Source organism: Halomonas sp. PA16-9, assembly GCF_009728585.1.
Lineage (GTDB): Bacteria > Pseudomonadota > Gammaproteobacteria > Pseudomonadales > Halomonadaceae > Vreelandella > Vreelandella titanicae.
Genome location: NZ_CP040452.1, coordinates 991,612 through 1,016,381 on the forward strand (window position 1 = coordinate 991,612; position 24,770 = coordinate 1,016,381).

The window sequence follows — 24,770 nt, forward strand, 5'->3', positions numbered from 1 at the left end:
TCTCACGCAACCTGCGGAGCACACCATGATTATTCGTCGTTCAAACGAGCGGGGCTACGCCGACCACGGCTGGCTGCGTTCTTTCCATACCTTTTCCTTTGCCAACTACGTTGACCGCAACCATATGGGGTTCCGCGCTCTGCGCGTGATCAATGAAGACCGCGTAGCGGGCGGCCATGGTTTTGGCGCCCACCCTCACCGGGATATGGAGATTATCTCCTATGTGCTTGAAGGTGAGATGGAGCACAAAGACAACATGGGCAATGGCGAGGTGATGCGCCCGGGCGATGTGCAGCGCATGTCGGCGGGCACCGGCGTGCTGCACAGCGAGTTCAATCACTCCAAGGAGAATGAGCTGCACTTCCTGCAGATCTGGATTGAACCCAAGCAGCTCGGCATTAAGCCCAGCTACGAGCAAAAGGCTTTTCCTAGCGCTGAGCGTCAAGGGCAATGGCGTTTAGTGGCTTCTGAAGAAGGCCGCGACGGGTCTGTGAGCATCAACCAGGATGTGAATCTTTGCGCGGCTGTTTAATGCTGGCGAGCAGGCAACAGCGCCGCCTTTGCGCTACGCTTGGCTGCATGTGGTGAACGGCGAAATGGAGGTTAACGGTGAGACACTGAGCGCAGGCGACGCCGCGGCGTTCCAACCGGATGAGGCGATTAACCTTACCGGCAAAGAAGCAGGCGAAGTGCTGCTGTTTGATCTTGCTTAAAGACCGAACCTACTAAACTGCCTAAACCGAAACGGCGCCTCGCAAGAGGCGCCGTTTTTACAGCCAACTTATTTAACCAATTGCGTTAGCTATTTTGCGCCGAGTAGAGCGCACGAATTTTCAGCGTGTGATCCACTTGCTTCAATGCTTCCAGCGCCTGGGGGCCGTAGGCTTTATCTACATCAATGACCACATAACCGACTTTTTCGTTGGTCTGCAGGTATTGACCGGAGATGTTGATGTCATTTTCAGACAGCACGCGGTTAATCTGCGACAGCACGCCCGGTACGTTATCGTGAATATGCAGCAAACGGTGCTTGTCCGGGTGAGCGGGCAGCGCCACCTCGGGGAAGTTGACCGAGGTCACGGTGGTGCCGTTATCAGAGTAAGTAATCAGCTTTTCTGACACTTCGATACCGATATTCTCCTGAGCTTCCAGGGTAGAGCCACCGATATGCGGGGTCAGAATCACATTCTCCAAGCCACGCAGCGGGCTCTCAAACTCTTCTTCGTTGCCTTTCGGCTCTACCGGGAAGACGTCAATCGCCGCGCCGTTGAGATTGCCCGCTTTAAGCGCTTCGGCAAGCGGTTCGATTTCAACGACGCTACCGCGGGAGGCATTAATAAAGATCGCACCGGGCTTCATGGCAGCGATCTCTTTTGCGCCGATCATCCAGCGGGTAGAGGCAAGGTCAGGCACGTGCAGGCTAATGACATCGGAACGACCCAGCAGCTCTTCAAGGCTTGCTACCTGGTTTGCATTACCCATACCCAGCTTGGCGACGACATCATAGTAAATGACGTTAAAGCCCAGCGATTCGGCCAGCACCGAAAGTTGCGCGCCGATGCTGCCGTAGCCAACGATACCCAGCGTTTTACCGCGCGCTTCGTGGGAGTTCTTCGCTGACTTCAGCCAGCCACCCTGGTGAGCGCGGGCGTTTTTCTCTGGGATACCGCGCAGTAGCATAATCGCTTCTGCCAGCACCAGCTCGGCCACCGAACGGGTATTGGAGTACGGCGCGTTAAATACCGCGATACCGCGGGTGAGGGCAGCGGTTAAATCGACCTGATTGGTGCCGATACAGAAACAGCCAACGCCGACTAGCTTCTCTGCCGCCTCGAACACGCGCTCCGTTAACTGGGTGCGGGAACGAATACCAATGAAGTGAACATCGCGGATCTTTTCGATCAGCGCATCCTCATCAAGGGACGTCGGCAGGTGCTCAATATTGGCGTACCCTGACGTGTGAAAATTGTCCACCGCACTTTGGTGGACGCCCTCGAGTAGCAGGATCTTGATCTTGCTCTTGTCCAGGGACGTTTTGGCCATGGCTGAATCAACCTCTATGGTCGGCGGCATGCGCCGTGTATCGGTTCACGGGAGCCGCATATCGTAGCACAACCCGCATCGTTCAGGCCGGGTGTGAATGATGAAAAGTCTGCGTGGTGACAATGAATGGATCGCAAGTCGCGCAACAAGCTGTATTCGAAGAGGGCAGACGCCGCCCCCCAGCCTCGGTGTATACTGTGGGCTTATTTAAGCTTATTTAAAAAACATACCGGTTTACAGGCACCCCCCAATGAGTGACACGACATCACCCCCACAGGACTTTGCCGCGACGGTTGAGCAACTCGAAACCATCGTTGAACGTCTCGAGTCAGGCGAGCTCTCATTGGAAGATGCACTGACCGCGTTTGAACAGGGCGTGCGGCTGACCCGCGATGCCCAGCAGCGCCTGGATAGCGCCGAACTCAAGGTGCGGGCGCTGAGTGAAGATAGCGAAGGACGTTTAAACGTAACGCCCTTTACTGGCCCCGACGACCCTAAGGATGCGGCCGAGGATGAGAGCAAGGAGACGCCCCCATGGTAGCCATGCAGCCTAGCCAGCTTGCCACCCTGCGTCAGACCAGCAATGCCCGCGTAGATGCCACCCTAGCGGCGCTGTTTGATAACCGCCCAGCGGTAGCGCCACGCCTCGAGGCGGCAATGCGCCATGGCCTGCTGGCCGGCGGCAAACGCCTGCGACCGCTACTGGTGTATATGGCTGGTCAGGCACTCGGTGCTAAAGACGATGCTCTGGATGCCCCCGCCGCGGCCATTGAGCTAATCCACGCTTACTCGTTGATCCATGATGATCTTCCAGCCATGGATGACGACGACCTGCGTCGTGGTCAGCCCACTGTGCATAAAGCCTTTGATGAAGCGAGTGCGATTCTGGCCGGAGACGCCCTGCAGGCGCTGGCCTTCGAAGTGTTGGCCAGCAATGCGCACCCCCGGCTGAGCCATTTGGTGCACACCCTGGCCTCCGCCTCTGGCCGTGACGGCATGGTGGCGGGGCAGGCGCTGGATTTAGACGCCGTCGGCGATCACCCAGATGTCGATGCCCTGGCCCATATGCACGCCCATAAAACCGGCGCACTGATCGTCGCTGCAGTGCGTTTGGGCGGCCTGGTAGCCGTCGACGACGATGACCCGCGCTTAGACGCGCTTACTCGCTACGCCCGCGCCATTGGTCTAGCCTTTCAGATTCACGACGACATCCTAGATGTGACCGGCGATACCGTTACCCTAGGCAAAACGTCAGGCGCCGATGCCGCACGCGCCAAGCCCACCTACCCCAGCCTGCTGGGGTTAGCGGGTGCTCAACGCAAAGCGCACAGCCTGATTGACGAGGCCATTGCCGCACTCGCCCCATTAGGCGAGCGTGCTGCACCGCTGGCCGACTTAGCCCACTACATGATCGAGCGCGACCACTAAAGATGCCCATGAAGCTGTTCGACGAAATCCCCCGCGAGCGCCCAACGACGCCGCTGCTCGACTCCTTTGACCACCCCGCCGCGCTGCGGGCCATGAATGCCTCCCAGCTCGCCCAACTGGCCGACGAGCTACGCGCCTACCTGCTCTATAGCGTGGGTGTTTCCGGCGGTCACTTTGGCGCTGGGCTCGGCGTGGTCGAGCTGAGCGTTGCCCTGCACCATGTCTACCAAACGCCCCACGACCGACTAGTGTGGGACGTGGGCCATCAGGCCTACCCGCACAAGATTCTCACCGGCCGCCGCGAGGCCATGCTAAGTATTCGCCAGCACGGCGGTCTGGCAGCATTTCCACGCCGCGCCGAGTCCGAGTACGACACCTTTGGCGTCGGCCACTCCAGCACGTCGATTTCGGCGGCATTGGGTATGGCACTGGCAGCGAAGGCACAGGGCGATAAGCGTCACGTGTGCGCGATTATTGGCGACGGCGCATTGACCGCCGGCATGGCCTTTGAAGCCCTCGCCCACGCTGGCCACGTGAATGCCAATCTATTGGTAGTGCTCAACGACAACGAGATGTCGATTTCCGAGAACGTCGGCGGCATGGCGACCTACCTAGCCCGGGTGCTCTCCAGCAAGCCCTACCTGAAAATACGCGAAGAGAGTAAAAAAGTGCTTTCGCACCTGCCCGGCGCCCTGGAACTTGCCCGGCGCACTGAAGGGCACATGAAAGGCATGGTCAGCCCCGCCACGCTATTTGAAGAGATGGGTTTTAACTACGTAGGCCCCATTGATGGCCATGACCTAGACGCGTTAACCCATACAATCGAAAACCTGCGCGACCTCGACGGCCCGCAGTTTCTGCATATCAAGACGGTGAAAGGCAAAGGCTTTCTGCCCGCCGAAGCGGATCAGATTGGCTACCACGCTATTACTAAGCTGGAAAAACCCGAAACGCTAGCCAACGCGACTACGGTCAAGAAACCGGTGGTTACCCCGCCACCCGCGAAGAAAAAATACTGCAATGTGTTCGGCGAATGGCTGTGCGATATGGCGGCAAGCGACAAGCGCCTGATGGGCATTACCCCCGCCATGCGCGAAGGCTCCGACCTGATTCGCTTTTCAAAAGAGTACCCTCAGCGCTATTTCGATGTGGCGATTGCTGAGCAGCATGCGGTAACGCTCGCGGCGGGTATGGCCTGCGAAGGCATGAAACCCGTGGTGGCGATTTACTCCACCTTTCTGCAGCGCGGCTACGACCAGTTGATTCATGACGTTGCCGTGCAGAACCTGGACGTCACTTTCGCCATTGATCGCGCGGGCCTGGTGGGCGAAGACGGCCCCACGCACCACGGCAGCATGGATCTCTCCTTTCTGCGCTGTGTGCCCGGCATGGTGGTTCTGGCCCCGGCGGATGAAGCCGAGTGCCGCGCCATGCTGAGTGCCGCCTATCACCACCCTGGCCCTGCTGCTGTGCGCTACCCCCGTGGCACCGGCCCAGGTGCGGAAATTCCCGCGCATCTTGAGCCACTCGCCATTGGCAAAGCGGAAGTGCGCCGCCATGCCGACAACGATGGTGTGCGTATTGCGCTGCTCGCCTTTGGCAGCCTCAACAGCGCCGCTGCGGAAGTCGCCGAACGACTCAACGCAACCCATATCAATATGCGCTCCATCAAACCGCTGGATCGCGATGCGGTGCTGCACGCAGCCGACGAGCACGAACTATTGGTGACACTGGAAGAAAATGTGGTTGCCGGTGGCGCAGGTAGCGCCGTGAATGAGCTGCTCCACGCCGAAGGCGTTCAGGTGGAAGTGCTCAATCTCGGCCTGCCGGACGCCTTTATAGAGCACGGCACACCCGCGCAGCTGCTTGCCGACTGTCAGCTGGATATCGAAGGCATTGAGCAGGCTATTCGCGCTCGACTGCCATAAGCCATTATTTTTTAAATTACGTTGAGACTAATATGCTATTTCTAATTATTATTTTCGCCTTGATTGGCCTTGCGTTTGGAGGCCCGGTAGGGCTGCTGATTGGCGGTGGCCTGGGCTGGTGGCTAGGCAAGCGCCTTAGCCGTCGCCTGAATATCGCCCGGATGCGCATCCAGGAAGGCTTTTTGGAGTCGATTTTCTCGGTGATGGGCTGCTTATGCCAAGCCGACGGTAAAGTGACCGACGGCGAGTTGGACGTTGCCGAAAAGCTGTTTGATCAAATGCACCTCCAGGGCGAACAGCGCGCCAAGGCTCGCGCCGCCTTCGAGCGTGGCCGCGCCGATGACTTCGATCTAGACGCCGAGCTGGCCACCGTTAACCGCTTAACCCAACGCCAGCCGGTACTGCGCCAGGTATTTATCCAGGTTCAGCTTTCTGCTATCGCCGCAGATGGCGTGCTTCACCCCGCCGAGCACGAGATGATTCTACGTGTCGCCCGGGGCGTAGGCTGCAGCGACGCCGAAGTGCAGCAGATCGAAGCGATGTTGCACGGCGCGGCCGCGAACTCTCAAGGCGCCAGCGAAGAGGCTCTCAAGGACGCTTACCGCGTATTGGGGGTTTCTGATGACGCCAGCGATGCTGAAATCAAAAAAGCCTACCGCCGTCTGATGAGCCAAAACCACCCGGACAAACTGGCCGGCAAAGGCCTGCCCGAGAGCATGCGTGATATCGCACAGGCACGCACCAGCGAAATCGGCAATGCCTACGAGCGGATCCGCGAGGCAAGGGGGAACGCTTAGTCTGACCGCAATCGCCAATTTCCAAAAGCTAGTTAACGAGGCCCCACAAGGGTAACTTCGATAGCTCTAGGCCTTTGATCTTACCCTTGCGCCGTTGGCCGAACGACAATGTCTCCAATATCGACTTCGGGTGGTTGGGCAATGGCAAAAGCGATGGCCGATGCAACAGCAGCAGGGTCAATGGCTATTGACTCCATGCTGTCCGCAACCTTATTTCGAAGCTCTTGAGAAGGGATAGCGTCGCCAAAACTCGTGCGAATTATGCCGGGAGATATCCCCGTTACTCGCAGGTTGGGGCCTGCTTCTTGTCGAAGTCCCTCGTGGATAGTGCGTACGGCATTTTTTGTACCTGCGTAAATTGCCTGCCCTGGAACGATCTTTAGCCCGGCTGTTGAAATCACACTCACGAAGTACCCCGAGGACTGCCGACGGAAAATCGGTAGTGCAGCCGCGATGCCATAGATGACTCCACGCAAATTTACATCAATCATCGCATCCCAATCGTCAACGCGCAGTTCATCTAACATTGAGATGGGGCCGATGCCTGCGTTGGAAATGAAAACATCAAGCTGACCAAACCGCTGACAGGCAACGTCAACCAGTCTCTGCAGATCCTCGCGGACGCAGACATCCGTTATTGCGAAGGCCGCTTCGCCCCCCATCAGCGTTATCTCTTCCTCGAGGCTTTCCAGCGCTTCCCTTTTGCGAGCCCCTAGAACTAGCTTTGCCCCCACTCCAGCCAGCTTAAGTGCGGTTTCTCGGCCAATGCCGCTGCTTGCTCCCGTGATAGCGATAACCTTGCCGCTGATACCCGTCATTTCATATCCCCCTTCTCGGTTAATGAAAATATTATGGTGAGCCTCAACTGGTTTATCTATGCTGGAAAATACAGTTTTTTATAGAGATCGTATTAATAATGAGCGATACGCTAACGGAAGTATTTTCGCTACTCGATTTGCGTAGTGCGCGATGTACCAGACTCGAAGCCGGTGGGGACTGGGCACTTCGATTTCCTGCAAAACCTGCTCTTAAATTCGCAGCCGTTATGCGTGGAGGCTGCTGGCTGATATATCCAAACCAAGAACATATCTGGCTTGATGAAGGTGATGTATTCCTTCTTTCGCACACGCCACCCTACGTTATTGCCAGTGATCCCAACCTCTTGGCCGAGGACGGAGTGGCCGTTATCGACTGGGAACATTCCGATACTGGTCATTACGGCGGCGCCGAGACAGTACTGCTTGCTGGAAGCTTTCTATTAGATGATCTACACGCGCAATTATTGATCGACACTCTACCGCCATTCATGCGAATTCCGGCTGCTGCACCATCGGCAGCCTCTTTGCGACATACTTTAGAAATCCTGGATACCGAAATCCGTCGTACCGAGATTGGTTTCGGTTTAATGCGGCGACATTTAGCTGACATGCTGCTGGTTCAACTTCTACGTGCTTTTGCAAAACGGGAATATGCTGGCACCACAGCGGAACCTGAAGATGTTTTAACCAGCTGGATTGGAGCACTGAATAACTCTCAAATTGGCGCCGCGTTAGACCTCATGCATTCTGAGCCTAGTCGCCCCTGGACAGTCGCAGACCTATCACATCGAGTCGGCATGTCGCGATCTTCGTTCTCTAATGCCTTCCGAACAGCTGTAGGAAAATCACCGATCGATTATTTGTTGCATTGGCGAATGCAGCTGGCGCAAAGATTGATTCAGGAAGGCCTAAGTATCGCAGAGGTTTCTGAAACCGTGGGTTATATGTCACAGAGTGCTTTCGGCACCGCCTTTAAACGAACCGTTGGACACTCCCCCAAAGCCCAGTTAAAAAAACCTGTGGGCAAGGAAGAGAATCGACAGCGTCGCTAACGACCGCTAGATTAAAGAATCGTTTTTTCGCCAGGAGCACGCCATGATCACGCTGTACAGCTTTCCCCACTCCCGCTCGCTACGAGCAGCGTGGACGCTTGAAGAGTTAGGCCTAGAGTATCAGTGCCAGCATGTGGCGCTGGATAAAGGCGAGGGGCAAACAGCCAAGCATTTGGCGCGTCACCCGGATGGCAAGGTGCCAGTTCTTGAAGATGGAGAAGTATCGCTATTTGAATCAGTGCCGATTTGCCGTTATCTAGCGGAGCAATATGGCGACGGCACCTCCTACCCAGCAGCCCTGCCGCTCGAGCTCAGGTCGACCAGTGGCTCAGCTTTATCGTCACCGAAATGGAGCAGCCACTGTGGAATCAGGCCAAGCATAAGTTTGCCCTGCCCACAGATAAACGCGTTCCCGCTATTTTGCCGGTCTGCGCATGGGAGTTTCAGCGTGCGCTAAGCGCGCTGGAGCGCCGCTACAACGGGCAAGAAAACTTGGTGGGTAACACCTTTACCCTTGCGGATCTGTTTTTAACCCATACTTTATCGTGGGCGGTCAGCATGAAGCACCGCTTACCCGAACCGCTATTGGCCTATCGCGAACGCCATATTCAGCGCGCCGCGATGGCTAGAGCAATCGAAAAAGAGCAGGCAGCAGCAGAGAGTTAATCAACATCTAAACGCTTTAAAAACCGTTGCTGGCAGTATGTGGCAACGGTTTTTAAACTAGTCGGGCGTTGCTTAAAAGCCAAGGTCATCAAGCAAATCGTCTACTTGATCCTGCCCTGCCACCACATCCGTCTTATTTTGGTTCACCTGCGGCCCGTTACGAAGCTTGGCATGTTCATCGCGGTCATCTTCCATCTTAACGCCGTCGGTGACGTGAGGAACATTATCGACCAGCACCTGAACAAGCTGCTCTTCGATGAGCTTGATGACTTCCATCATTTTCTTAATCACCTGACCGGTGAGATCCTGAAAGTCTTGGGCCATCATGATTTCAAGCAGCTCTTTTTGAGTAGCCCCGGTTGCGGTGGGAAGCTTACTGCTCAAAAAGTTCTGTGTATCCTCGACGAGCTTAGCATCACCTTCTACTGCCGCGAGCTTAGCTGCCGCCGCCTGCCAGCGCTCATTAAGCGCAGCGCCTTCTTCTTCAAGGCTGTCTTGCACCGGTTGAGCGCGCTCAACGGCATTCAATGCCCGCTCTGCGGCCTGCTCCGTCATTGAGGCAACGTAGTTGAGCCGGTCATTGGCATCCGGTATTGCCTGCGCCGCCTGGCTAATCTGCTGATCTAGGCCCAGCTCTTTCATGCTGTCCCGCAGTAGGCGCGTTAAGTGGCCTATGCGATGCACCATCTCATCAGTACTGTCTTTTTTGCCCAGTACCGACGGCATCGTCGTGTCGTGGGCGTTGTTAACAGTGCTCATGACAATCCTCTTGTTGGAAAAGCTTATTGAATGTCGTTTTGGGTGTGGCAATAGACATCACTATACGAACCCACTGTGTTTTTTCAGGATGCACGGCGTTAAATACATCAAGGTCTGCATCTAAACCTGATACTACTGTCGGCTCAACATCCTAAAACTTAAGTTTAACGTTTAGTCTACAGTGGGAAACTGCGAGTTACAGGTATTTTTAACCCCTTAAAAACCATCTAATTTACAGGCGGGTTCAAGCAGGCAATGGTTCGAAGTCGAGCGATTAACCATTAAGCAGCTGAAACGTGCGGTAGAACGGCGCTATAAACGGCAAAGTAGTGACAGATGCTGCCAGCCACTACAAACAGATGCCAAATCGCATGGTTGTAGGGGATCGCACGCACTGCGTAGAAGATCACCCCTAGCGTGTAGGTAATTCCTCCTGCGGCCAGCAGGGCAATGCCGGTCGTTGAAAGACTTGCCGCCATCTCTCCTGATGCCAGCACGATCATCCAGCCCATGAGTAGATAAATCGCCACACGTAATATCGAAAAACGTTGAGGCCATAGCAGTATGCAGGCGATCCCCACCAACGCCAGCGACCACACGGCGGCAAACAAAACCCAGCCTGTAGTGCCACGCATATTGACGAGTAAAAAAGGCGTGTAAGTACCCGCGATGAGTAAATAAATCGCACAGTGATCAAGTAACTGAAGGCGCTGCTTCCAGCGCCGATGAGGGATGCCATGGTAAAGGGTCGAAGCGGTATAAAGCAGGACTAGCGTGGTGCCGTACAGGCTCAGGCTAACGATTTTCCACGGGTCGGCATGGGCAGCGTAACTCGCCGCAACCAACAGTACTACCATTCCCACCAGACTGAGCACAGCACCGATACCGTGGGTGATGCTGTTCAGGTACTCTTCGACAACGCTGAATTCGCCCTGCTCTTCGGGAGGGTTTTCACGCTGTTCTCGACACTGCTTTTCATAGACCGCTTTCAATCTGAGGCTCCTAACATGCCATGCCCCAGTATTATCACCCCTTACGCTCAATATCTACATCATTGGCGTGAGTGGTGCGGTAGAAGCGATCGGGGGCTTAATGGCTAATCATCCACGGACGTGCTGAGGGAAACATTTTATTACCTTCCGCCGTATAAAATACCTGGGGTTTATGACGTTCTCGATGACAGCATCCGCTCTCGTGCTCACTATTCTGATTCCCATGCCTAGGCTCGTGTGCGGCTTTTTCATTGCGAGCAAAAGCATTACGTTTTGTGGCGTCCATCATTAACAGCTGAGGGGCAACCATCAGTACTCTAGGGGATAGCGTTCCGCAAGTTGGGCAAACGTGAGCATCACCTGATTCTCGTAGGGGAACCAGCTCGTGGAATAAGCCATGGGCAGCACATTTATAGTCGTAGAGAGGCATACCTCTTTCTCCTTAATAGTTTCTGTTTCAAACAGGCAGCGATGTTAAGACGCCGCCGCCTATCTCAATGCTATTAACCGCTACTTATCCTTTGAGAGTGGTAAGTCAGCCCCCTGGGCGACTTGGGCACCGGGCCCATTGGCATTCGGCTTCACATCAATATCGAAAATATCGGTTGGTAACCAAAGAGTTGCACAAGCATTGGGAATATCGACGACACCGCTAATATGCCCCTGTACGGGTGCGCATCCCAGTAGTGAGTATGCCTGGGCTCCTGTATAACCAAATTTCTTTAAATATTCGATGGCATTGAGAACGGCCTGACGATAGGCAACATGGACATCCAAGTAGTGCTGTTTGCCTTGTTCGTCTACCGATACTCCTTCAAAAATCAGATAATCATCGTATTTAGGCGTTATGGGGCTCGGCTTAAAGATGGGGTTCTTGATGGCGTACTTCTCCATGCCTCCTTTGATTAGGTTAACGCGCAAATGAATCCAGCCGGCCATCTCAATGGCGCCACAAAAAGTGATCTCCCCATCACCTTGGCTGAAGTGTAAATCGCCTACCGATAGCCCGCCATCTTTGACATAAACGGGAAAGTAAATGGTGGATCCCCGTGATAAGTCTTTGATATCACAGTTACCACCATGTTCACGCGGAGGCACAGTGCGTGCACCTTCAGCGGCAGCTTGCTGCTTGGCAGTGCCTGACAATTTGCCCATATGCGCCGTATCGGCGTAGGGCAGCGCGGCCAACTGGGGGATGCGATCAGGCTCGGTATCGTAGAGCGCTTTTTCTCGCTTATTCCATTCATCCAGCATCTCTTTTGAAGGCAGGCAGCCGATCAAGCCGGGATGGATCAGACCGGCAAACTCTACACCAGGAATATGGCGGGACTTGGTGAACATGCCATTAAAGTCCCAAATCGACTTCTGTGCCTCTGGGAAGTGCTCGGTTAAAAAACCACCGCCATTCTGTTTGGAAAAGAAGCCATTGAACCCCCACTGGCTCTCTTCAAAGGTGCCAATATCGAGAATATCGACCACCAGTAGATCGCCAGGCTCGGCGCCTTCAACACCCACTGGGCCTGATAAAAAGTGAACCTGAGTTAAATCCACATCACGCACATCGTCGGCGCTATCATTGTTATGGATTTGTCCTCCGGTCCAGTCATGGCATTCAATAATAAAGTCATCACCAGGCTTCACCATGCTGGCCATGGGGATATCTGGATGCCATCGATTGTGAATCTGCTCGTTCTCGTAAGGTGACTGATTAAGGTCAATTTTAATGATTGTTTCAGCCATGACACATACCCCTTTCACGTAACGTCGAATAATGGTTATAGAGAAACCCGTTTTCCCTGTACCACTATGTAAAATAGTTACTCAGGCAACCATAAGCTAATACACCACGGCCACTACGTTATATGACGTATCAAAACTATTGAGTGGCGATGGGAAGAACGCTAAGCGAATGCTTTTCGTTGATGCTGGCTTGGAATAACTGCTTATCTGGATACGTCAGCAGAGCGCTGGCCAGCGCTGGCTCTAACGTCACACGCAGCCTTCGTGCTAAATCACGAGCGCCAAATTTTGGGTCGCGTTTCTCGCACAACCAGTTTCGAGCTTCGTCAGTTAGCTGCAGCGTGATTTGCTGTTTAGCGAGGCGTTTATCGAGTTTCGCGAGCTCGATATCCAACAGGGACGACCACCAATTCTCATCCAGCTTCTCGAAAGGCAATATGCGGTCTATACGATTAAGAAACTCAGGGTCGAAATGGCGTTGCAGCGCCTGTTCTTGCACGCGGGTTTCTTTGCTTGGCTTCAGACCTAACCAGCGACGCCAACCCTGCTCAAAACGGCCGCGATAGACCACCACGTCAGTAGCACCGATATTGCTGGTCATAAAAATAAGCGTGTTACGAAAATCAATCCTCCGTGTACCGCCCGACAGTACTAACTGGCCACTGTCCATTACGTTAAGCAGGCTACGCACCACCTCCTTCGAGGCCTTTTCCAGTTCATCGAACAGCACGATACCGGGTTTACTGTAACTGCCTTGAATGGCATCGATATCAAATAGCGTATGGCCCTCTTTGCTACCCACATAGCCCGGCGGGGCGCCCGTCAGTGCCGCCGCATAGTGCTCTTGAGCAAGCGTGTTCATATCGATACGGCACAGCGCATCTGCACGGCCAACAATAGCCTCTGCTAGCAGCCGTACCGTCTCGGTCTTACCTACACCGGTGGGCCCTAGAAAAAGATTGACTGCTAGCGGGCGTTCCTCGGCGCCGATATCGGCCTTGACGACGTACAACATCGCCTCCATGGCATCGAGTACGTGCTCCTGGCCAACAATACGTTCGCGCAATCGCTGCATTACTTGTGCAGGGTCAAACCGAAAGCGTGAAGGCCTTCCGTTGGCCTTTGGTTCCCGCTCCAGATCAGCGATCTCACGACTCCCCTCCAGGCGATCATTAATAAAGGGCAATTTATAACTCCCCAGGGCTTTGCGGCCTTTCAGTGTGAGTCTTGCCCTGCGCCACGCTCTTTGCCTTCGACGGGTAACTCACCCACTGGGCATTCGGCAACGCCAATCGTTTTGCGCGTTAGCGCCTCGACGTTTTCCTGCGCCTTCTGGGCATCCATAACCCAGGTACGATAGAAATCGAAGGGGCAATCGGCGATGCCCTTATCACCGTCACCCGAGGCATGAACACCTGAGTAGCCCCGGTGCAACAGTTTGAACAGATGGTTTTGCGACTGGTCATTAGCACGGGCATCGCGAATCTGGCTGATCGAAAGCTGGGCAAACTGGATCCCCATATCCTCTTCACCACACTCACCGAGCGTGCGACCGTCGAAGCCAATAATCGCCGAATGACCAAAGTAGGAATAAACCCCGTCAAAGCCGCTGGCGTTCGCCACCGCTACATAACAGTTGTTGGCCCAGGCCATCGATTTAGACATCAACACCTGCTGCTCTTTGGCGGGGTACATATAGCCTTGGCAACGCACGATCAGCTCGGCCCCCTTCATGGCGCAGTCGCGCCAGATTTCCGGATAGTTACCGTCGTCACAGATGATCAGGCTAAGTTTCATGCCCTTCGGGCCTTCAGTGACGTAGGTAGTGTCGCCGGGATACCACCCTTCGATAGGACACCAGGGAATGCACTTACGATACCGCTGTACTATCTCGCCCTGGTTATCGATCAATATCAGGGTGTTGTAGGGCACCTTGTGGGGATGATCCTCATGCCGTTCACCGGTGAGTGAAAACACGCCCCAGGTGTTGGCTTCCCGGCAGGCGGCTGAAAAAATCGCCGTTTCATCGCCAGGGATAGTGGCGGCGGTGGCCATCATTTCCTCGTTGTCATACATAATGCCCATGGTGCTGTATTCGGGAAACACCACCAGATCCATTCCCGGTAAACCCACTTTCATGCCTTTGATCATTTCTGCGATGTTACGGGCGTTGTCTAACACCTCTTCACGGGTATGTAGGCGCGGCATTTTGTAATTGACCACCGCTACGCCGACGGTATCAGCACTGCTGGAAATATCGCCATGACGCATAAAATTCACTCCTGTGCTTGTTGAGCACTGATTAAAAAGCAGGATTAAACAGACAGATAACTGGCGATCTTGGCTTGATCGGCGGTGGCGCGTGTTTCTTCGTGAATAAGCTCGCCCCGCTCGATGACCGTGAGCCGATCGGCGATCTCCATGGTAAAACTGAGTACTTGCTCGGAAACCAAAATGGCGATCTTCTTCATCTCACGAATGTCATTAAGTGTCCGCGCAATCTCCTTGATGATTGAGGGCTGAATACCCTCGGTAGGTTCATCAAGCAGCAACACCTTGGGCTCGGTGACCAGTGCACGAGCAATGGCGAGCTGCTGTTGCTGGCCGCCAGAGAGATTGCCGCCCTTGCGGTTGCGCATGTCCAGTAATACTGGGAAAAGGTCAAATATCTCCCGGGGTACTTTGCGGCTTTTCGCGGTCTCAAGCCCGGATTCGATGTTCTCCATCACGGTGAGATTGGGAAAGATCATGCGCCCTTGGGGGACGTAGGCTAAACCTGCGGCGACGCGCTTATGGGCGGGCAGGCCAATCAGTTCTTTACCCTCCAAGCGAATGCTTCCCGCCCCGCTTGGCAGCACCCCAATCAAGGCTTTGAACAGGGTGGTTTTGCCCATGCCATTGCGACCCATAACAGCCAAGGTTTCGTCCTGATTCATGGCGAAATTGATGCCGTGGATCACTTCACTCTGACCATAACTAACGCGTAAATCGTTGACTTCAAGCATGGTGGCGCCCTCCTTTAGTGGCCCAGGTAAACATCAATGACGCGCTGATCCTGTTTGAGAGCCTGCATGTCACCCTCCGCCAAAATTTTTCCTTGATGAAGCACCGTCACTTTGCCGCCCAGTGAGGCGACAAACTCCATATCATGCTCAATCACGATCACTGATCGCCCTTTTGCAATCTTGCGTAGCAGATGCGCCGTTTCTTCACGCTCACTCACGCTCATCCCGGCTACTGGCTCATCCAACATTAATAGCTCCGGATCCTGAATAAGCAGCATGCCGATCTCCAACCATTGCTTTTGGCCATGGCTGAGCAAGCCCGCCGGTTCATCAAGACGCGTTTCTAACTGGATTTCCTGGGCCACTTCATGGATACGGCGGAGCACTTCCTCGTCACGTTTGAACACCAAGGCGCCGAAGACACTTCGTCCACGTGGATAAGAGGCTTCGAGGTTGTCAAACACAGTCAACTCCTCGTAGATGGAAGGTGTTTGAAACTTACGCCCCACGCCCTCCCAAACAATGTGATGCTCACGCATCCGAGTCAGCTCCTTTCCCCTGAACTTGATCGACCCTTCACTGGCACGGGTTTTTCCACAAATCATATCCAGCAGCGTGGTTTTACCCGCGCCGTTGGGCCCGATAATGACTCTTAACTCACTCTCATCCATATATAAATTCAGATCTTCTATGGCTTTGAAACCATCAAAAGAGACCGTCAAATTTTCGATGGCGAGTAGAAAATTGGTGTTAGAGCTCATGACCTTTTCTCCTGCAGCGTCTCTGGCAATGGCGCTTGAAAACCATCACCTGAAGCAGATGAGTGAGCCCTTTTTTCACCGAGCCAGCGCTCAAAAGGGGCACGCAGGCGGTGACCAAAGCGGCCGTAAATACTCGCCAATCCGTAAGGCAGCACTAACACCACCAGGATAAAAACGGCACCAATCAGGAACTGCCATAGTTGCGGGTAGGCTTCGGCAAACATGGTTTTAGCAAAGCTAACCAATAGCGCCCCGTAAACGCCCCTACCAGTGATAGGCGCCCGCCTACTGCGGCAAAAATCACAAACTCGATGGAGGGCACGATGCCGATGAAGGAGGGCGACATAAAGCCAACCTGAAGGGTGAACATCGCGCCACCGATGCCGGAAATAAACGCGGCAAGGCAAAAGATGAACACCTTAAAGTTGGCCACGTCATAGCCGGAAAAGCGCACCCGCTCCTCCTTGTCACGCAAGGCGGTCAAAATGCGGCCGTATTTGCAGTTAAGTACCCAGCGGCCAATCAGCAGGCAGCCGATAAGCAACATGGCATTAAGGTAATAAAGCAGATAACGGGCGCTATCATCGCGGATATCCCATCCCATCAAGGTTCGCAGATCGGTGATGCCATTGATGCCACCGGTATAGCCCTGCTGGCCGATGATCAGGATGGTTAGCACCACCGCTAGGGCCTGGGTAATAATGGCAAAGTAAACGCCACTAACGCGCCGCTTGAACATGGCGAAACCAATCAAGAAGGCAAAAGCCGCAGGTAGCACCAGCACCGCAATGATGGTGAACGTTAGGCTGTTGAAGGGAACCCAGAACCACGGCAATTCAGTAATACGGTTCCAATCCATAAAGTCGGGTATACCCGGCGTGGTCTGAATGCTGGTGCTTTCTGGATCTGAGGCTTCAATCTTCAGAAACATCGCCATGGCATAACCACCGATGCCAAAGAAAATTCCCTGACCAAGACTGAGAATCCCGCCATATCCCCAGCAAAGCACCAGGCCAAGCGCCACGAAGGCGTAAGTCAGGTATCGACCTGCCAAGTTCAGACGGTAAATATCAAACACAAGCGGCATAACGACCATCAGGACAACTGCCAGCAGCAAAATACTGCCTAAACCGGCGTGACGATCCTGGAAAAACCGGAAAAGTTTGTTCATTAGATGGGTCTCCTTAGCGGCGAACCTTACTAGCCACGAGCCCTTCAGGGCGCAGCAGCAGAATGCCGATCACCGTTAGCAGCGTGAGTACCTTGGCCATGGAGGAGCCCAGGAAGAATTCCATAAGTGACTGGGCCTGAGCGATGGAGAAGGCCGACGCGATCGTGCCTACTAGACTGCCTGCGCCGCCAAATACCACCACAAGGAAGGTATCGACGATATATAGCGATCCACTGGTGGGGCCTGTGGAGGAAATAGTGGTAAACGCAGCGCCAGCAATACCGGCAATACCGCAGCCGAGCGCAAAGGTGACTCGGTCGACCCGCTTGGTGTTAATGCCCACCGCACCGCTCATATCACGATTAGCAGTGGTACAGCGCACACGCAGTCCCCAGCGCGAGCGATAGAGGAACCACCACACACCTAATGTCACCAGCAGGGTAAGCACCAAGATGGCGATACCGTTAAGTGGAATATCGATCATCATGGGGGCTGTAAGAGCCACGTAACCAATCCGGCACCAATACGCTCACCTCCCGCGCACCGAAGGCCGACCGAAACCCTTGTTGCATAATCAAAGCCAAGCCCCAGGTCGCCAGCAAGGTATCCAAGGGGCGGTGATACAGGTGCCGGATAAGCACAATCTCGACCACATAGCCGACCAGAAAAGCACTACCGAAGGCGATGGGAATAGCAAAGAAAAGATAGTAGTCAGCCATCCCGGGCAAGGCACCCAGGGTGATGGAGCATAGATAGGTGGCGTAGGCACCAATCACCATGAATTCGCCGTGTGCCATATTGATCACGCGCATCTGGCCATAGATGATGGCTAACCCCAAGGCCATCAGCAGCAAGACACTAAAAAAGCTCACGCCAGCAAAACCTTGCATGGCAAAAATCGCCAGTAGTTCCTGGGTAGTGAATCCACTCATGGCGGCCTCCCCTCTTACTTTTAATGAAAATTAAAATTCGGCAACGCTGCTAAATAAGATCTAGTTTAAGTAAGGTCTAGATAAAACAAGCGTTAGGCATCACAGCGGCTTGCGCCGCTGTGATACGTAGCGAGGCTTACTGATAACCTTCAGGGAAAGGGTTGGGTTCGACGAGCTCAGACTCCCACACAACGGTAGCTTGACCATCTTCATTCCAGCGACCTATGCGTGTTTTGCTCCATAAGTGGCGGTTGGGATGCACTTGGACGTAACCTTCCGGCGCTGTCGTCAACTCGATGTCGGCCATGGCGGCGGAAACCGCGTCTACGTCAAAACTGCCCGCTTTCTCGACACCTGCCTTCCATAACCATGGCCCGAGATAGGCGGCTTGTGAAACGTCGCCAATAACGCTGTCTTCACCCCAACGCTCCTTGAACGCTTCCACAAAGGCAGCGTTATTGTCGTTATCTAGGCTCTGGAAATACTTCATCGAGGAGTAGAAGCCTTCGACGTTCTCACCACCAATACCGAGAACTTCATCCTCAGTGACCGAAATGGTCAGCAACGTTTGATTGTCGGCATTAATCCCAGCGGCATTAAGCTGGCGAAACCAAGCCACGTTACTGCCACCGACTACCGCCGCAAAAATGACATCCGGTTTGCGAAGACGAATACGGTTGATGTTGGAGCCGAAGGAAGTGTGACCCAACGGGGCGTAATCCTCACCCAACACTTCACCACCAAGCACTTCTTCAATGTGGATGCGGGCAATCTTCATTGAGGTACGTGGCCAGATATAATCCGAGCCAATCAGGTAGAACGTTCGTGCTCCTTGTTCATTCCATGCCCAGTTGATGCCTGCCAATATCTGCTGAGTAGCCTCCTGGCCGGTATAGATGACGTTAGGCGACTCTTCGAGCCCTTCATAGAACGTTGGGTAGTAAAGCAGACCGTTCTCACGCTCCAGTACCGGCAGCATTGCCTTACGCGAAGCCGACGTCCATGCACCGAAGATGGCCGGAACATTATCCTGAGTGAGCAACTTCCGCGTTCGATCAGCGAAGGTTGGCCAATCACTCGCCCCGTCTTCAATGATCGGTACGATTTGACGGCCAAGCACACCGCCCTGAGCATTGATCTGCTCAATAGCCAATTGTTCGGCTTCGACCGAACCAGTCTCACTGATGGCCATAGTGCCCGTCAGCGAATGCAAAATACCCACCTGTACCGTATCGTCAGTCACGGCAAGCCCTGTGGTATTGACCTCTTCGGTAGGTGGTGCACTTAAAGCGTGCGTCGAGATACTTAGTGCAATAGGCAGCGCCACAATTCCGGTCAATAAAAGGCGCCGCAAGTGCGACCGAGTGGTATGTTTCGTCGTCATAATGGTGAGTCCCCAAGTCAGCGAAAGCTAGATCTTCAAAAACCGCGGAATCTTGTTGGATCCCTCGCTATCGAGTATGGGGAGACCTAAGTAAGGCAACCATGCGGGGAATGCACCAGGCCACTACGTCATTTACCCCATACCTAGCCCCTAACCCACCGTTTAGACTCACCCATACGCCTCGGGCATGGACGTTGCATCATTCTTTTCAGCATTGAGCGTTAAGAGGTCATCCAACCCTACTGGCCGATACCCATTGGCCGATACAAGGCCCGCTATGACGACCACAAAACAACGAATATTTCCGGTTAGACGCAACTACAATAAATGGGTCGCTAATCAAACATTAGAAGATTTTGCGCTTCGCTTTACAGCCAAATCCGCAAGGCGCTGGAGTGCTAAGCGTGTTGCTCTGACGGCTTTAGGAACTATCTCATTTTTGGCACTGGAAGCGATTGGGGGCGTTATTACCCTCAACTACGGCATTACGAATGCTATTGCCGCCATCGCCGTGGTCACGCTTGTTATCTTCCTGCTCGGTATCCCTATCAGCTACTATGCGGCGCGCTACGGAGTGGATATTGACCTACTCACTCGCGGCGCCGGCTTTGGATATCTTGGCTCTACGCTGACGTCCCTCATCTACGCCACCTTCACATTCATCTTTTTTGCTTTAGAAGCCGCCATCATGGCGATGGCACTAGAGGTGCTGTTCAACGTTCCGCTTACCCTGGGTTACGTCATTAGCTCTCTGGTGGTGATCCCCATCGTCACCCATGGGTTTACCTACATTAGCCGCTTCCAAGTGTGGACTCAGCCACTGTGGATCATCCTGCAACTGACGCCCTTTGTTTTTATTCTTCTGCAGGATCCCGACTCACTCCCACGTTGGTTGGCATTCGACAACCCTCTCATCGGCACTCAAGGGTTCGATCTATTGCTGTTTGGGGCAGCCACCACGGTGATGTTTTCACTCGTCGCCCAAATAGGCGAACAAGTCGACTACCTGCGTTTTTTACCCGAAGCTCAGCCGGATAAACGCTTGCGATGGTGGGCTGCCATGCTCGCTGGAGGACCAGGCTGGATCATCATTGGCGCTATCAAGGCATTGGCAGGCTCGTTCCTTGCGGTACTTGCTCTTCATCATGGCTTGGCCACAGAGCTAGCTCAGGAGCCAATGCATATGTACTTGGTAGGGTTCAGCCATGTCACTACACACCCTGCCATGTTGATGGCTCTGGCTGGCATCTTCGTCGTACTTTCGCAGCTTAAAATTAATGTCACCAATGCATATGCTGGATCCATCGCCTGGTCCAATTTTTTTTCTCGACTTACCCATAGCCATCCAGGTCGCGTGGTATGGCTACTCTTCAACGTAATGATCGCTCTAGTACTCATGGAGATAGGCATTTATCGCGCTTTTGAAGTCATCTTGGCCAACTACGCCATGGTCGCAATGGCCTGGATAGGCGCGCTGGTGGCCGATCTCGTCATCAACAAACCGTTGGGACTCAGCCCACGCCATATCGAGTTCAAACGCGCTTATCTCTACGACATCAATCCAGTTGGTTTCGGCGCCATGCTCCTGGCGGCGGCCGTTGCGCTCGCCGCCAGGGCAGGGCTCTGGGCGACACGGCAGCAGCACTGGCTTCCTTTTTGGCTTTGCTGACCGCGTTCATCTGCGCGCCCGCTATCGCTTGGTTGACCAAGGGACGCTATTACATCGCCCGTCCCCCAGAACCCAAAACGGTCGTCCAAGGCCAAGCCTGTATCATTTGCGAGCACCATTTCGATAGCGAAGATATGGCCTTTTGCCCTGCTTATAATGCGCCTATCTGCTCACTCTGCTGTTCTCTGGATGCTCGCTGTAACGATGCCTGTAAGCAGCATGCCACCTTCCAAGAGCAATTAATGGACTGGTTGGGTGCTCTGCTACCTGATCATATGCTCAAGCATTTCAACTCCCGAATGGGCCATTTCGCCAGCCTATTGATGCTGGTAACTCTGGTTATTGCCGGGTTCTTAATACTGGTTTTCTACCAACTCCCAGACCTTACACCGGATGTGAAGGCGTTAATGGCTACCACTCTAGCTAAAATATTCGCCATTCTCGTTATTGTTAGCGGCGTAGTGGCTTGGCTCTTCGTGCTGGCCAGCGAGAGCCGGGTGGTGGCACATGAGGAGTCCCATCGTCAAACACGTATGCTACTAGAGGAGATCGATGCTCATGAGGAAACTGACCGAGAGTTACAAAAAGCAAAAGAGCTTGCTGAAGCGGCCAATCAGGCTAAAAGCCGCTACCTGACGAGCCTCAGCCATGAGCTACGCTCGCCGCTTAATGCCGCTTTCGGCTATGCCCAGCTCCTGGAGCACGATGACACTATCCCACCGGAGCGACGCAAAGCGGTCGCCATCATACGCCGCAGTACTGAACATCTATCTGATTTGATCGAAGGGTTGTTGGAAATTTCCAAGATTGAAGCGGGCCGCCTGGAGCTTTATCGCAACCAAGTACGCATCAGCGAGTTAATTGATGAGCTTGTTGCCATGTTTCGTCTTCAGGCTCAGGAAAAAGGCATCGACTTCACTTTTACTAGCCAGGGGCGTATCCCGGAATGGGTCATTACCGATGAAAAGCGATTGCGTCAGATACTTATTAATTTGCTCTCCAATGCCATTAAATTCACTAACCATGGCAAGGTATCGCTCAACTTTCGCTACCGCAATCAGGTAGCAGAATTCACTATTCGCGATACCGGCGTGGGTATAGAAGAGGAAGATATTCAGCGAATTTTCAAACCCTTTGAACGGGTGCGCAAACCCGGCGTTCCAGTCGCCAACGGTACTGGACTAGGTTTAACAATTACTAAACTACTGACTGATATCATGGGTGGGGATCTACAAGTAGTTAGTACACCAGGACGCGGCAGTGAGTTTCGGCTTTCAGTAATGCTGTCCAGTATCGAGCCCTTAGAGCTTGTAAGATCGTCCCATCATGTCGTGCAAGGATATCAAGGTGAACGACGCACCCTGCTGGTAGTCGATGATGATCCCTCTCATCGGGGTCTAATTAGTGACATGCTAACACCACTTGGATTTACCATATTAGAAGCACCCGATGGTATTACTAGTTTAGGGCTAGCCAACCGTTCTCTTCCTGACCTGATATTGTTGGATATCGCCATGCCGCACACAGACGGATGGCAAACAGCTCGCCACCTGCGCCAGCAAGGGTTTCATGGATCTATTGTCATGCTCTCGGCCAACGCACGTGAGAGCCAAGTTGAGTCATTATCTGAAGGGTTGCATAACGACTACTTGATTAAGCCCTTCAAACAGGGAGCACTCCTTGACACCCTGGCACGCCAGCTACAGCTGAAATGGCATCATCAGCCCCCCTCTTCACCTAGTTCTGCTCAGGCTCAAATGACAGTCCCAGCTTATATTGACGCGGTATTACGGGAAGAACTCGTGTCGCTAGTAGAAATCGGCCATATAAGCGGTTTACGTAACAGTCTGAACGAAGCCCAGGATCATGGAAAGATCAGCTCTTCACTGGTATCAGCGCTGGAAAATGCTTTAGATCGTTTTGACTTCCACCAAGTGATGCGTTTGCTGGAGAAATTGCCATGAACCCAATTCAGCGTAAGGATCTCATCCTGGTCGTTGATGACTCCGCCGACTCCCTGGGAATGATTCACCATGCTTTAGAGCAGGCTGGATTAACAGCATTAGTGGCGATGGGTGGGGCTCAAGCAATCTCAATCGCTGAGAAAATGACACCCGACTTAATTCTAATGGATGCCTTAATGCCTACCATGGATGGCTTTGAGACTTGTCGTCATCTTAAGCTACATGCCGAGTTAGCCAGCGTACCCATTATATTTATGACAGGACTGACGGATACCGAAGATGTCGTGCGGGGACTTGAGGCTGGTGGCGTGGATTATGTGACAAAACCCGTTCGGCCGAAGGAACTGGTGGCTCGTATTCGCGTACACCTCAATAATGCCCGCCTCTCCCAAAGTGCTCACACTGCCCTTGATAAACTTGGCCAAGTATCATTCTCAACAGATACACAAGGAAGATGGCTTTGGGTACGCCTCAGGCCGAGGAGTGGATCAACATAACTGAAGAGAGCAGTATCAACCCACGCACAGAGCTTGCCGAACAAATTCAGCGCTGGCTAATAAGAACGCCGCAAACCGGCGATCAATTAGCTCTGCCCTTGTCGCATAACACTTTAAGATTGAGATACCTGGGTGAATCTACCGCAAATGAACACTTATTTCGCTTGCTGCATCAGAATGGGGACAGTGAAAGCCTGCTCTTACAAAGCCAACTTCGGCTGACTAACCGTGAATCACAAGTGCTGCTATGGATTGCACAGGGCAAGACCAACCGTGAAATAGGCCAAATACTCGAACTGAGCCCTCGCACTGTTAACAAACACTTAGAGCAAGTCTTTCGAAAGCTCGGCGTTGAAAACCGTACATCCGCTGCCGCAATGGCATTCCAATGTTTAACTAACATTTAACGATAACTATTAGTCATATTCCAATAAACACCCTCTCCAAGCCATTATCACCCCTTGCGCTCAATATCCACATCGCTGGCGTGAGTGAAGTCATCCAGGGCCATCATATGGCCAAGCTTGCCCGCTTTGGTTGAGAGATACTGCTCGTTATGAGGGTTCAGGCCGGTGGTGATCGACAAACGTTCGACGACATTCACGCCGTCGCGGGTGAGGGCATCCACCTTGCGCGGATTGTTGGTCATGAGCCTTAACGCTGTGATGCCCAAATGGTTAAGCATCGGCACGCACAGATCATAGCGGCGCATGTCGGCGCCAAAACCGAGCTGCTCGTTGGCCTCGACCGTATCAGCACCTTGATCTTGCAGGTGGTAGGCACGAATTTTGTTTAACAGGCCTATTCCCCGCCCCTCTTGGCGCAGGTAAAACAGCACGCCGCGGCCCTCTTCAGCGATGCGTTTTAGCGCTTCCTGGAGCTGATAGCCACAGTCGCAGCGCATGGAGAAGAGTGCGTCACCGGTCAAACACTCGGAGTGCACCCGCCCCAACACCGGCTCGCCGCCGGTCACATCACCCAACGTTAAGGCGATATGATCCTTGCCGGTAGCCTCATCTTCGAAGCCATGCATAGTAAACGTTGCCCAGGGCGTGGGCAGCCGGGAAGCGGCAATGAAGCGAATGGTCACAGGTTACCTCGCTGATTGACCAAACCAGTTAACCACACCAGTGTTGGCAAAGTGGGTCAGTATTCTAACAGGAA

General features: G+C 53.6%; 18 protein-coding genes and 6 pseudogenes. 10 read left to right on the plus strand and 14 right to left on the minus strand.

Going from position 1 to position 24,770, the window contains the following annotated elements:
- Positions 1-25 precede the first annotated feature (25 nt).
- Positions 26-713, plus strand: a pseudogene (locus FDY98_RS20910) (pirin family protein).
- Positions 714-798: 85 nt separating this feature from the next.
- Here the strand turns inward: FDY98_RS20910 and serA are convergent.
- A complete protein-coding gene (serA, locus tag FDY98_RS20915; protein WP_027957919.1) occupies positions 799-2,043 on the minus strand; it encodes a phosphoglycerate dehydrogenase in 1,245 nt (414 codons plus the stop codon).
- 250 nt (positions 2,044-2,293) lie between these two features.
- On the opposite strand from serA, the gene FDY98_RS20920 reads away from it, so the two are divergent.
- From FDY98_RS20920 to djlA, 4 genes are read left to right on the plus strand one after another with little or no spacing between them, the layout of a single operon-like run.
- Entirely contained in the window at positions 2,294-2,584 is a 291-nt protein-coding gene (locus FDY98_RS20920; RefSeq protein WP_022521324.1) for an exodeoxyribonuclease VII small subunit, read from the plus strand.
- Positions 2,578-3,471 (plus strand): (2E,6E)-farnesyl diphosphate synthase, encoded by an 894-nt coding sequence (gene ispA / locus FDY98_RS20925; protein WP_009286173.1) that lies wholly within the window; start codon positions 2,578-2,580, stop codon positions 3,469-3,471. The genes FDY98_RS20920 and ispA overlap by 7 nt, the downstream gene beginning before the upstream one ends.
- A 2-nt stretch (positions 3,472-3,473) precedes the next feature.
- Complete coding sequence (gene dxs / locus FDY98_RS20930; RefSeq protein WP_035539248.1) at positions 3,474-5,399, plus strand: 1-deoxy-D-xylulose-5-phosphate synthase; 1,926 nt, start codon at positions 3,474-3,476, stop codon at positions 5,397-5,399.
- Between the two features lie 32 nt (positions 5,400-5,431).
- The gene (gene djlA / locus FDY98_RS20935; protein ID WP_027957921.1) at positions 5,432-6,196 is read left to right on the plus strand and encodes a co-chaperone DjlA; all 765 of its coding nucleotides are present in this window, start codon (positions 5,432-5,434) and stop codon (positions 6,194-6,196) included.
- A gap of 80 nt (positions 6,197-6,276) precedes the next feature.
- Here the strand turns inward: djlA and FDY98_RS20940 are convergent, their stop codons facing one another.
- Positions 6,277-7,014 carry an SDR family oxidoreductase gene (locus FDY98_RS20940; RefSeq protein WP_027957922.1) on the minus strand — a complete coding sequence of 246 codons (738 nt, stop codon included), beginning with the start codon at positions 7,012-7,014 and terminating at the stop codon, positions 6,277-6,279.
- A 98-nt stretch (positions 7,015-7,112) separates the two neighbouring features.
- Between FDY98_RS20940 and FDY98_RS20945 the strand changes: the two genes are divergently transcribed.
- The 3 genes and pseudogenes from FDY98_RS20945 to FDY98_RS20950 all read left to right on the plus strand — a co-directional run bounded on the left by FDY98_RS20945 (position 7,113) and on the right by FDY98_RS20950 (position 8,732).
- The gene (locus tag FDY98_RS20945) at positions 7,113-8,066 is read left to right on the plus strand and encodes an AraC family transcriptional regulator (protein WP_027957923.1); all 954 of its coding nucleotides are present in this window, start codon (positions 7,113-7,115) and stop codon (positions 8,064-8,066) included.
- A 43-nt stretch (positions 8,067-8,109) separates the two neighbouring features.
- Positions 8,110-8,280, plus strand: a pseudogene (locus FDY98_RS28750) (glutathione S-transferase N-terminal domain-containing protein); the annotation flags it as partial.
- 32 nt (positions 8,281-8,312) lie between these two features.
- Complete coding sequence (locus FDY98_RS20950) at positions 8,313-8,732, plus strand: glutathione S-transferase family protein (RefSeq protein ID WP_340146915.1); 420 nt, start codon at positions 8,313-8,315, stop codon at positions 8,730-8,732.
- 72 nt (positions 8,733-8,804) lie between these two features.
- On the opposite strand, the gene cheZ is transcribed toward FDY98_RS20950, so the two are convergent.
- The 11 genes and pseudogenes from cheZ to urtA form a co-directional block, all read right to left on the minus strand.
- Entirely contained in the window at positions 8,805-9,491 is a 687-nt protein-coding gene (gene cheZ, locus FDY98_RS20955) for a protein phosphatase CheZ (protein WP_022521318.1), read from the minus strand.
- A 281-nt stretch (positions 9,492-9,772) separates the two neighbouring features.
- Positions 9,773-10,483: a PAQR family membrane homeostasis protein TrhA gene (gene trhA, locus FDY98_RS20960; protein WP_027957926.1), complete on the minus strand. Its 711-nt coding sequence runs from the start codon at positions 10,481-10,483 to the stop codon at positions 9,773-9,775.
- Positions 10,484-10,580: 97 nt separating this feature from the next.
- Entirely contained in the window at positions 10,581-10,913 is a 333-nt protein-coding gene (locus FDY98_RS20965; RefSeq protein ID WP_081742674.1) for a zinc ribbon domain-containing protein, read from the minus strand.
- Positions 10,914-10,993: 80 nt separating this feature from the next.
- Entirely contained in the window at positions 10,994-12,223 is a 1,230-nt protein-coding gene (gene fmdA, locus FDY98_RS20970; protein ID WP_027957927.1) for a formamidase, read from the minus strand.
- 136 nt (positions 12,224-12,359) lie between these two features.
- A complete protein-coding gene (locus tag FDY98_RS20975) occupies positions 12,360-13,409 on the minus strand; it encodes an AAA family ATPase (RefSeq protein ID WP_027957928.1) in 1,050 nt (349 codons plus the stop codon).
- A 29-nt stretch (positions 13,410-13,438) separates the two neighbouring features.
- Positions 13,439-14,494: an aliphatic amidase gene (locus FDY98_RS20980; protein WP_027957929.1), complete on the minus strand. Its 1,056-nt coding sequence runs from the start codon at positions 14,492-14,494 to the stop codon at positions 13,439-13,441.
- A gap of 44 nt (positions 14,495-14,538) precedes the next feature.
- Positions 14,539-15,228, minus strand: coding sequence for an urea ABC transporter ATP-binding subunit UrtE (urtE, locus tag FDY98_RS20985; RefSeq protein ID WP_027957930.1), 690 nt, complete (start codon positions 15,226-15,228; stop codon positions 14,539-14,541).
- Positions 15,229-15,242: 14 nt separating this feature from the next.
- Positions 15,243-15,989 (minus strand): urea ABC transporter ATP-binding protein UrtD, encoded by a 747-nt coding sequence (urtD, locus tag FDY98_RS20990; RefSeq protein ID WP_027957931.1) that lies wholly within the window; start codon positions 15,987-15,989, stop codon positions 15,243-15,245.
- A pseudogene (urtC, locus tag FDY98_RS20995) lies at positions 15,986-17,160 on the minus strand (urea ABC transporter permease subunit UrtC). Before urtC ends, urtD begins: the two are co-directional and overlap by 4 nt.
- A gap of 13 nt (positions 17,161-17,173) precedes the next feature.
- A pseudogene (gene urtB, locus FDY98_RS21000) lies at positions 17,174-18,092 on the minus strand (urea ABC transporter permease subunit UrtB).
- 136 nt (positions 18,093-18,228) lie between these two features.
- On the minus strand, positions 18,229-19,476 hold the full coding sequence (gene urtA / locus FDY98_RS21005) for an urea ABC transporter substrate-binding protein (protein ID WP_027957934.1): 1,248 nt from the start codon (positions 19,474-19,476) through the stop codon (positions 18,229-18,231).
- A 277-nt stretch (positions 19,477-19,753) separates the two neighbouring features.
- Between urtA and FDY98_RS21010 the strand changes: the two are divergent.
- Together FDY98_RS21010 and FDY98_RS21015 are read left to right on the plus strand one after the other, a co-directional pair.
- Positions 19,754-23,109 (plus strand): annotated as a pseudogene (locus tag FDY98_RS21010) (hybrid sensor histidine kinase/response regulator).
- Positions 23,106-24,013: pseudogene (locus tag FDY98_RS21015) on the plus strand (response regulator). The pseudogenes FDY98_RS21010 and FDY98_RS21015 overlap by 4 nt, the downstream one beginning before the upstream one ends.
- A 47-nt stretch (positions 24,014-24,060) precedes the next feature.
- Here the strand turns inward: FDY98_RS21015 and ribA are convergent.
- Positions 24,061-24,696 (minus strand): GTP cyclohydrolase II, encoded by a 636-nt coding sequence (ribA, locus tag FDY98_RS21020; protein ID WP_009286177.1) that lies wholly within the window; start codon positions 24,694-24,696, stop codon positions 24,061-24,063.
- Positions 24,697-24,770: the final 74 nt, after the last annotated feature.